The sequence below is a fragment of the Ferruginibacter sp. genome, from assembly GCF_031430955.1.
Taxonomy (GTDB): domain Bacteria; phylum Bacteroidota; class Bacteroidia; order Chitinophagales; family Chitinophagaceae; genus Ferruginibacter.
The window spans coordinates 1-5,238 of the sequence record NZ_JANPCM010000009.1 but is presented as its reverse complement, the minus strand read 5'-3'; the positions used below and the strand labels follow the sequence as shown (position 1 = coordinate 5,238).

Genomic DNA, 5,238 nt, shown 5'->3' with positions numbered 1-5,238 from the left:
CCCTAACGAAATTCAGCAGGAAATATTTGCTGAAATACAAAACGGAACAAGTATTGAAAAATTGAAAGCGGAGCTAAAAGAAAAAGGGCTGCATCCCGAAGGTTATTATTTTACAACCGAAACGGAACATAATAAAGTAATGGAAGAACCAAAAACTGCCGCCGGGCAAATGAGCGGCTGGCAAATTTTTATAGGTATTGTTGCCGTGCTTGTACTTGTTTTAAGAATTGCCAGGTGCAGCAGTAAGATGTAATTAATAAAAAGCATTGTAATCATTCTTCAGATACCTGAAACGTTATTGGCTGCCTTCTGTACGCACTAACTTTTCTGTTGTATTGAATTGCAGGTATCCATTTAGGGCTGTTCTCGATAATTTTTATCGCCAGTTCATCTACTTTTTCATTACGGGATTTTCTACTTTAATAGCTGTAGTATTTCCTTCTTTATCCACCACAAATTTTACAATTGCAGTATAAGCTTCTCCTTTTTTTAAATGCTTGGTGTAAATTTTCGATTTATCAGTTAACTTTTTAATCAGGTACTTAATCCATCCTGCATCACCGCCTGCAAAAGCAGCTTCTCTTTCAAAAAAGCAATCTTTAGTTTCTACTTCCCCGGTTTCGGTATAGCAGGTATAGCTCATTGCCGAATCCATTTCATAATTCACTTCAATACTTTTTTATTTTTTGCGGTGCGGTAATAGTATGTCCATACTCCATTTTTATCACCGGCAGTATAATTGCCTTCGCCTTCTGTGGCGCCATCTTCATAAAACCCAAAACTTTTTCCATTACCACTAGCTTCAAGTATTGTAGAGTCATATACAGAGCCATTGCTAAACCAGCGTATGTTTTTACCCATCATTTTATCCTTCTTAAAATGATTAAGCACACTTAATTTTCCTTGCTCATTCCATTCTTTCCATTCGCCTTCTTTCAGGTTATTACTGTAATTTCCTTCTTTTTCTTTTATACCATTTTTATAATAGTACACAAATGCACCTTCTTTTATTAACCCTTCTGCATCTTTACTTTTACCTGTTGCTGCAAGTGCAGCAGGAACGGTATCGTTATAATATTTTTTTCTTTGCCAGTAAACAGCTGTGTCATTTGTTTTAAAGGTCTCAATATAAAAACTGGCTGTAATGCGGTCTGCAGGCTTATCATAATAATCAACAAAAGTTTTTGTAGTAGTTTGGGCAAATACTGTAAAAGTAATTGCTGAAAATAAAACAACCAGGAAAGTTTTTTTAGGTATCATAGCAGTGGTGAATAATTTACAAAGCAAATTTAAGATCATATAAATATAGCAATCTCTTACAATCCCAAGTAAAATTTTGCAATAAAAAAAGGTTTTACTACTAAAACCTTTTAAATCACTTAATGACTAATGACTTTATATTTCCTTACGTCCCCGTCCTTCCATCTCTAATCACTTTTTTCTTGCCTTTATTTTTCTTTTCCCACTCCAGCATTTCTGGAGTTTTCTCTACTTTTTTTGGTTTGGTTTCAACTGCGGTTGCGGCTACTGCTTTAGCACCTGCTTTTTCTAAAAGTCCACGGTCATATTTTTCGCTTTTTACCAAACGGCCGCTGCCCGGTTCGTAATACCGCCATTCGCCGTGCCTTACACTGTATTGTTCGGCCTTTACAATTTTGTAATCTACAATTTCATTGCTGCCGGTACCGTACACTGCAACGGTATCGTATGGTGCTTCGGGGTCGTAACCACGCCAGCTTTCTTCCCGGTATAAATCTCCCAGGTAAGTGTAATATTGCTGTATGCCATCTTTACCACCCAGTTTATAATTTTCTACTCCAATAATATCGCCGGTTAAATTATACATACGCCAAATGCCTTCCTTCTTATCATTTTTAAAAAGACCTTCCTCTTCATAGCCAGGTTCGCCACGTAATTCATCAATATGTATAACCCATTTGCCCTGTTTTAAATTATTTTTATCAACAGCATTAATGGTATCTCTTTTATCGTTTAACTTATAAGATTTATATTGAGCGGCACCATTCATCAAAAACAAAAATTGAATGATGATCAATAGAAACAATTGCCGTATTTTTAAGAATCTCATTTTTTAAAATTTAATTTTTATTTATGTTACCAGCATTTTTTACTCTGTTCAGCTGCATTGGTCCAGCCTTAGGCGGGACACTCTTGTACCGCATTAATTCTATTAAGCATGAGCACTCCAAAATTTCAAAACTTCTTTTCAACAAATTTACAGTTTTACTTCTTTTTATAAGTGTTAATTCTGTATATGCACAAATCAAGCCAACACCGGCTGCTGAAAGATTAAACGGTTTGCAAAAAAGAAAATTGTTGGAAGAAAAATCTTTGTTAAAAAATATTTCCTTCCGCAATATTGGCCCGGTACAAATGAACGGAAGGGTAGTGGATATTGAAGCCAATCCTAATGATCCCACAGAATTTTACGTGGCTTATGCCAGTGGCGGATTATGGTACACCAATACCAACGGACTTAGTCTTACACCAGTTTTTGATAATGAAGATGCTTTTAGTATTGGTGATGTTGCGGTAAATTGGAATACCAAAACTATTTGGGTAGGCACCGGCGAAGTGAACAGCAGCCGCTCTTCTTATAGCGGCACGGGGGTTTATAAAAGCAGCGACAATGGAAAAAGCTGGCAATATTTAGGGCTGCCCGAAAGCCATCATATTGGTAAAATAGTGTTACATCCCGCTAACAATAATATTGCATGGGTTGCTGTGCTCGGGCATTTATATTCTGCCAATAAAGAACGTGGTGTATATAAAACTATTGATGGCGGTAAAACATGGAAGCAAACTTTATTTTTGGATGATAATACCGGCGCTGTAGAAATGGATATCAATAATAATAATCCTGATGAAATTTATGCAGCAACATGGTATAGAGAACGCAGGGCATGGGACTGGAAAGAAAGTGGAAAAACTTCTGCCATTTATAAAAGTAGCGACGGTGGCGATACATGGAAGTCTGTAACATTACCCGGCAGTGGTTTTGCAACCGGCGAAAAATTAGGAAGAATTGGTGTGGCTGTTTTTCAAAAAAATCCAAATATTGTTTATGCAGTAATTGATAACAACAATTTAAAACCTGATACAGCAACAAAAAAAATTGATACAGCAAAATATAATTTGGATGATTTTAAAACTATCAGCAAAGAAAAATTTGCAGAACTGAATGATAAAAAATTAGACAGTTTTTTAATAAGAAATAATTTTGATGCAAAATACCGTTCCGCTTCTGTAAAAGAATTAGTAAAAAATGATAAAGTAAAACCAACAGCAGTGTATGAATGGCTGGTTGCAGATGATGGCTTTCAAAATGCAGGTATTAAAGGTTGCGAATTATACCGCAGTGATGATGCAGGTGTAACATGGAAAAAAGCTAATACAAAAGAAATTACCATCTTTAATACTTACGGATATTATTTTGCAAAGCTAAGTTTATCTGCCACTGACGAAAACAAAATTGTATTGGTAGGCTTTAATTGTATTTACAGCAGCGATGGTGGCAAAACTTTTAAAGTAACTGATAAAAATGCTACGCATGCCGATTGGCATGCCTGCTGGATAAACCCTAACCGTGACGGGCACTGGATTGCAGGCAATGACGGTGGTTGTAATATTACTTACGATTATGGCAAGCACTGGTTTAAAGTAAACAATAATGCTGTAGGGCAATTTTATAACATTACTGCCGACGACGCTAAACCGTATAACGTTTATGGTGGCCTGCAGGATAATGGTACCTGGTTTGGCAGCAGTAAATTAAATAATAATTTTGGTGGCGATGATGATGAAGATGGAGAAAAAGAAGACGGTCCTGATGCGTATACCTGGAAAGGAATTGGTGGTGGCGATGGTATGCAGGTGCAGGTGGACACCAGAGATAATAAAACATTTTACGCAGGTTTTCAGTTTGGCTATTATGGAAGAAGAAATACTGAAATTGGCGGCAGGGGAATAAGCATTCATCCTATGCATGATTTAGGCGAACAAAAATTGCGGTATAACTGGCAAACGCCTATTTGGTTAAGCAAACATGCACCCGATGTTTTTTATTATGGTACTAATAAATTTCACCGCAGTTTAAATAAAGGCGAAAAGATGGAAGCCATCAGCGGAGATTTAACCAATGGCAAACACGATGGTAAAATTCCTTTCGGTACATTAACCACCATTGTGGAATCGCCAATGAAATTTGGATTAATTTATGTGGGTACAGATGATGGAAACATTCAGGTAACAAAAGATGGCGGTTATAATTTTACAAAAATAAACGTAAACATAAAAGGTGTGCCGCAGGGTTTATATGTAAGCCGTGTTATGCCATCGATGTACAAAGAATCGAGAGTGTACGCTACTTTAAATGGTTACCGCAACGATAATTTTGCAGCATATTTATTTGTTAGCGAAGATTACGGTGCTACCTGGATGCAATTAGGAAATGATTTACCATCCGAACCATTAAACGTAATTAAAGAAGATCCTAAAAAAGAAAACATTATTTATGTGGGCAGCGATAATGGCTTGTATGCATCATTTGATATGGGCAAAACATTTATGACATTGGGGAATAATTTACCCCGTGTGCCGGTGCATGACATTGCCATACAGCAAAGAGATAACGAATTGGTGGTGGGCACACATGGCCGCAGTATTTACATAACTAAATTAGATGCAGTGCAGGCTGCTTATGAAAAAAGTAAAAAATAAATGTATTATGCAGAAACTGATTGAGTCTATTTTTTTATTTGGCTAAAGACAGCAGCGCTAATTTGCATTACCACGCCTTTAAAGGCGTGGTAATGCAACGAAAATCTAATAGGCTTTAGCTAAACTATATCAGGTTAAAATTAATTCAGAGAGCTACTTAGGCTAAAGTTTTTACAGTGGCCGGTTTTTTACCGGCCACTTTTTATTTCACTCAAATGGGGTGCAGTAGTGCAAGGCGGCTTATATGCAAACGCATTTGTGTGGTTCTTAGTGGCATTGTTTTTGCCGATTTTTCATGAATGATATCAATCATTTTTACTGCTGCTGCAAATCATATGTACAACCTTGCTGCAAAAGTAATTTTATAGTAATCTTTAAAACTTATCAGTTATGAAAAAGATAATCATTGCATTAGATGGCGAACATTTTCCCAAAGGCGCATTTGAATTTGCCAAATACGTCAACAATCAAAAAGAAATTTTACTGGCAGGCGTTTTT

5 protein-coding genes are annotated in these 5,238 nt (G+C 36.5%); 2 read left to right on the top strand and 3 right to left on the bottom strand.

Going from position 1 to position 5,238, the window contains the following annotated elements; genetic code table 11:
- The coding region (locus ACY65O_RS00285; RefSeq protein WP_462218844.1) for a hypothetical protein at positions 1-253 on the top strand (253 nt) is incomplete at its 5' end.
- 138 nt (positions 254-391) lie between these two features.
- On the opposite strand, the gene ACY65O_RS00280 is transcribed toward ACY65O_RS00285, so the two are convergent.
- The 3 genes from ACY65O_RS00280 to ACY65O_RS00270 form a co-directional block, all read right to left on the bottom strand.
- Complete coding sequence (locus tag ACY65O_RS00280) at positions 392-667, bottom strand: hypothetical protein (RefSeq protein ID WP_462218843.1); 276 nt, start codon at positions 665-667, stop codon at positions 392-394.
- Positions 664-1,260, bottom strand: a complete 597-nt coding sequence (locus ACY65O_RS00275; protein ID WP_462218842.1) for a toxin-antitoxin system YwqK family antitoxin — start codon at positions 1,258-1,260, stop codon at positions 664-666. The genes ACY65O_RS00280 and ACY65O_RS00275 overlap by 4 nt, the downstream gene beginning before the upstream one ends.
- Positions 1,261-1,405: 145 nt before the next feature.
- A complete protein-coding gene (locus ACY65O_RS00270) occupies positions 1,406-2,089 on the bottom strand; it encodes a toxin-antitoxin system YwqK family antitoxin (protein WP_462218841.1) in 684 nt (227 codons plus the stop codon).
- Between the two features lie 230 nt (positions 2,090-2,319).
- Here ACY65O_RS00270 and ACY65O_RS00265 point away from each other — a divergent pair, with 230 nt between their 5' ends.
- Positions 2,320-4,740 (top strand): WD40/YVTN/BNR-like repeat-containing protein, encoded by a 2,421-nt coding sequence (locus ACY65O_RS00265; RefSeq protein WP_462218840.1) that lies wholly within the window; start codon positions 2,320-2,322, stop codon positions 4,738-4,740.
- Positions 4,741-5,238: the final 498 nt, after the last annotated feature.

Excerpts from the sequence above, each read along its gene's own strand:
- ACY65O_RS00275 (WP_462218842.1), bottom strand. The coding sequence starts at position 1,260 with ATGATACCTAAAAAAACTTTCCTGGTTGTTTTATTTTCAGCAATTACT.
- ACY65O_RS00270 (WP_462218841.1), bottom strand. The coding sequence starts at position 2,089 with ATGAGATTCTTAAAAATACGGCAATTGTTTCTATTGATCATCATTCAA.